Below are 2,853 nucleotides of genomic sequence, written 5' to 3' on the forward strand. Positions count from 1 at the left end.
GTTTCGGTTACAGGGGCATCGAACAGCTTCCGGATGATGACCTGATCCAGCTGCATAAGGACTTGGAGCGCGCCGAAGATTGCCTGCGGGACGGCGTCAGCTTTGAAGATGCCGGCTTACTCCGCAGCCGCTATGGTTAAGAGGCATGACCAATGAGGAAGTATTTTTCTGCCGCTGGGATCGTGGTGCTCGCCCTTTGTGGGTGCGTCAACGCAAGCAACCCTAGCAACGATCCTGCGCGCGCCGCGGCTGCCCGTGCTTCTGCATCGGCAGCCGAGGCTGCGACAAAAGCTCAAGAGGCCATCGACACGCTCAAGGGATCAACGGCCGAACTGTGCGAAGGCGAATCTACTGCTGCCGAGCGCATCATGAAGGCAAGGCAGATGGGCACACCGATGGCTACCGTCATGGCTACTGCAACGAAGTATGGTGAGCCGTACGTGGGCTTCGTCCACAAGGCCTATGACCTTCCTCGCTTGACCAGTGAGGCCGCCAAAGACGTGGTCACGGGGGAGTTTAGAGACGCTGCATACAGCGACTGCCTCAAGCGTTGGGAATTCTGATTTCTTAACGGATTCAGAAATTCATTGAGACAAAAACGACTCGTAAACAGCATCGCTATTGTAAAGGTTAGATAGCAGCGCTATTGTTCCGTCATCGGCAGCCGCCGGAACGGAGACCTAGCAATGCCCCTGACCCTCAACACCAAGCGCACCGCCCGCGTCGGCCTGGCCGCCTTGGCGTGCTTCACCGCCCTGGGCGTGGTTGCTTGGGCCACCCCCACCGATGCACCCGCCGCGGCTACAGACGACGCGCCGAACGGGCTGGTGATCACCAGCCCCCGCATCTGCGCCGCCCTGGCTGTGTATGAGCTGGCCGCCAGGGACGATTGGGCACTGCGTGCCACCGTCGCCAACACGACCCTCAACGCTTTCCGCGATGCAGACCGGGTGCCCGACTGTGCGGCAGGCGTCACTGCGGCGCTGACGCAAAACTTCGAGCCGGCGCGCTGGCAGCTTTCCCTCGACGCGGCCGATGCCGTCCTGAGCGGCTCCTATGAGATTTCCCCGGCGGCATGCGTCCGGGCCAATGCGGTTGTCCCCCTGTCGACCGCAGACGGCAAAGAGCCGAGCACCTCCCCGGTGCTGGCCCGGGCGCAGTGCGTCATGCACGAACTGGCCTTCGTGGAGGTGGCGCCGTGATCACCGGCCTCCGTACTGAACCGCGCGCCGCGATGATCGGCGCACAGCGCCTGCCCCTGAGCCCCACCGAATCTAAGGTGCTGCAGCTGATCATCAATGCAGGTGACACCCCAATCAGCCGCTCCGCGCTGGAAGAGAGCCTGTATGGCGGTACCGGCCGTAAATCGAACACCGTCGAGGTGACCATTTGCCGCCTGCGCCAGAAGCTGGCCCAGCACGGCTACCGCATCAATGCCACCCGCAGCCGTGGCTACACGATCAGCCAGGCCGGTGCAGCATGATCGCCGCCATCACCTACCCCCTCGCACAGCGCGCGGCCGTCGCCGCCAAGGCAGCCGCTACGGCCGCCACTGGAATGGGCTTCGCACCGAACCTGGTCGCCGCAGCCGCTGACGTTGCCGCGCGCGCAGTGCTGGAGCGTCGCGCCAGCGCCGGCCGAGCCATCGCCGATGTGCGCAGGAGCCTCCGCCGCATGGTGCGCGCACAAGGCGGTGCTGCATGAGCGCCCCATCCAAGATCGCGGCCATCCGCCACGCGGTCAGCGCGCTGCACGGCGCCGCCGACGACGGTGCGGACACCCGCCGCTACGCCGACGCGCTGCAGGAAGCGGCCGAGGCCATTGATGCGCTCGTTGCAGCCGATGAGGACTACGACCAAGCGCGTGACCGATGGCTCAACTCGCCAAGCGATCACGAATCGTTCGAAGCGGCGCGCGAAGCCTGGGCGCGGCGCGCAGTTGCCCTCGCCCGCGTCAAAGGCGGTGCCGCATGAACGCCGCTGCTGAAGTGCTGGCGGCGAAGCTGGCCGGCCGCTGTGCAAACGGCCTCGAACGGGGACAGGGCACCAAGCTGCATGCGATCCCGTCCGCGCAAGTGCGGCGCCTTGGCGGATTCATCGAAGCGACCGGCAAGGCACTGTGCGGAGCAGCGCCTGGGCGCCGCTCTGTGGGCTGGACCGCGTGCGAATCGCATCCGGTGACCTGCCCTCGGTGCCAGCGCGCCCTCGCCCGTGGCAAAGGCGGTGAAGCATGAGGGCGCCAGCGATCAAGCTCCCAGCACCTGACCTGACGCCGGACCAGCGCGCGGCCTTGGAGCGCGCGAAGCGCCCCTGCCGGCATCCCTACCGCGTGTATTGCACGCACCAGGCGAGCGCGCAGCGTCAGCGCGAGGCGGAAGAGCAGCGCCAGCGCGTCGCGCCGAACCTGCACAGGTTGGTGCGCTGATGGACGGCCTGCATCCGATCGGCGGCGGCCTGGACGCGGTGATCGTCAGCACGGCCACGCCGACGCCTGAAGAGAGGCTGCAGCGGTACGCGGCAGCAGTTGCTGCCCACCCGTGCCGCTGGTTCTCGCTCCGCGTGCAGTTCGGCCAGATCCTGCAGCGCTCGCTCAAGAACGGCACACGGGTGGGCTACGCAGCGTGGCAACGGCAGATGCCGGCTCTCTGGCCCCGTGTACACATCAACTGACTGGAGAACCTTCGTATGCCGACCATCACTGTCGACGTCGACCTTGATGATTTCGATGACCAGGACCTCTTGGAGGAGTGCAGGGTTCGCGGTCTCAATGTGCTGCCCACTGCCCCTGCCGATTTGCCTGTTGCGGAGCTGGTTGTAGAGCGCGCCTATCTCGCGGCTCGCGCCATGACCGAAC

Annotated in this window: 7 protein-coding genes; all 7 read left to right on the top strand. The window is 65.8% G+C overall.

The window, feature by feature from the left end; translation table 11 throughout:
- Positions 1 to 152: 152 nt before the first annotated feature.
- The 7 genes from AB0E19_RS38345 (at position 153) to AB0E19_RS38375 (ending at position 2,669) form a co-directional block, all read left to right on the top strand.
- A complete protein-coding gene (locus AB0E19_RS38345) occupies positions 153 to 563 on the top strand; it encodes a hypothetical protein (protein WP_197591095.1) in 411 nt (136 codons plus the stop codon).
- Positions 564 to 686: 123 nt separating this feature from the next.
- Positions 687 to 1,202: a hypothetical protein gene (locus AB0E19_RS38350; RefSeq protein ID WP_362189786.1), complete on the top strand. Its 516-nt coding sequence runs from the start codon at positions 687 to 689 to the stop codon at positions 1,200 to 1,202.
- The gene (locus AB0E19_RS38355) at positions 1,199 to 1,483 is read left to right on the top strand and encodes a helix-turn-helix domain-containing protein (protein WP_362189789.1); all 285 of its coding nucleotides are present in this window, start codon (positions 1,199 to 1,201) and stop codon (positions 1,481 to 1,483) included. The genes AB0E19_RS38350 and AB0E19_RS38355 overlap by 4 nt, the downstream gene beginning before the upstream one ends.
- Positions 1,480 to 1,704: a hypothetical protein gene (locus tag AB0E19_RS38360; RefSeq protein ID WP_362189792.1), complete on the top strand. Its 225-nt coding sequence runs from the start codon at positions 1,480 to 1,482 to the stop codon at positions 1,702 to 1,704. Before AB0E19_RS38355 ends, AB0E19_RS38360 begins: the two co-directional genes overlap by 4 nt.
- Positions 1,701 to 1,973 (top strand): hypothetical protein, encoded by a 273-nt coding sequence (locus AB0E19_RS38365; protein ID WP_180885113.1) that lies wholly within the window; start codon positions 1,701 to 1,703, stop codon positions 1,971 to 1,973. The genes AB0E19_RS38360 and AB0E19_RS38365 overlap by 4 nt, the downstream gene beginning before the upstream one ends.
- Positions 1,970 to 2,233 carry a hypothetical protein gene (locus AB0E19_RS38370; RefSeq protein ID WP_362189796.1) on the top strand — a complete coding sequence of 88 codons (264 nt, stop codon included), beginning with the start codon at positions 1,970 to 1,972 and terminating at the stop codon, positions 2,231 to 2,233. Before AB0E19_RS38365 ends, AB0E19_RS38370 begins: the two co-directional genes overlap by 4 nt.
- A gap of 190 nt (positions 2,234 to 2,423) precedes the next feature.
- Positions 2,424 to 2,669 (top strand): hypothetical protein, encoded by a 246-nt coding sequence (locus AB0E19_RS38375; RefSeq protein WP_064239334.1) that lies wholly within the window; start codon positions 2,424 to 2,426, stop codon positions 2,667 to 2,669.
- Positions 2,670 to 2,853: the final 184 nt, after the last annotated feature.

The organism is Streptomyces sp. NPDC047974 (assembly GCF_040653375.1).
Lineage (GTDB): Bacteria > Actinomycetota > Actinomycetes > Streptomycetales > Streptomycetaceae > Streptomyces.

Excerpts from the sequence above, each read along its gene's own strand:
- AB0E19_RS38345 (WP_197591095.1), top strand. The coding sequence starts at position 153 with ATGAGGAAGTATTTTTCTGCCGCTGGGATCGTGGTGCTCGCCCTTTGT.
- AB0E19_RS38350 (WP_362189786.1), top strand. The coding sequence starts at position 687 with ATGCCCCTGACCCTCAACACCAAGCGCACCGCCCGCGTCGGCCTGGCC.
- AB0E19_RS38360 (WP_362189792.1), top strand. The coding sequence starts at position 1,480 with ATGATCGCCGCCATCACCTACCCCCTCGCACAGCGCGCGGCCGTCGCC.
- AB0E19_RS38365 (WP_180885113.1), top strand. The coding sequence starts at position 1,701 with ATGAGCGCCCCATCCAAGATCGCGGCCATCCGCCACGCGGTCAGCGCG.
- AB0E19_RS38370 (WP_362189796.1), top strand. The coding sequence starts at position 1,970 with ATGAACGCCGCTGCTGAAGTGCTGGCGGCGAAGCTGGCCGGCCGCTGT.
- AB0E19_RS38375 (WP_064239334.1), top strand. The coding sequence starts at position 2,424 with ATGGACGGCCTGCATCCGATCGGCGGCGGCCTGGACGCGGTGATCGTC.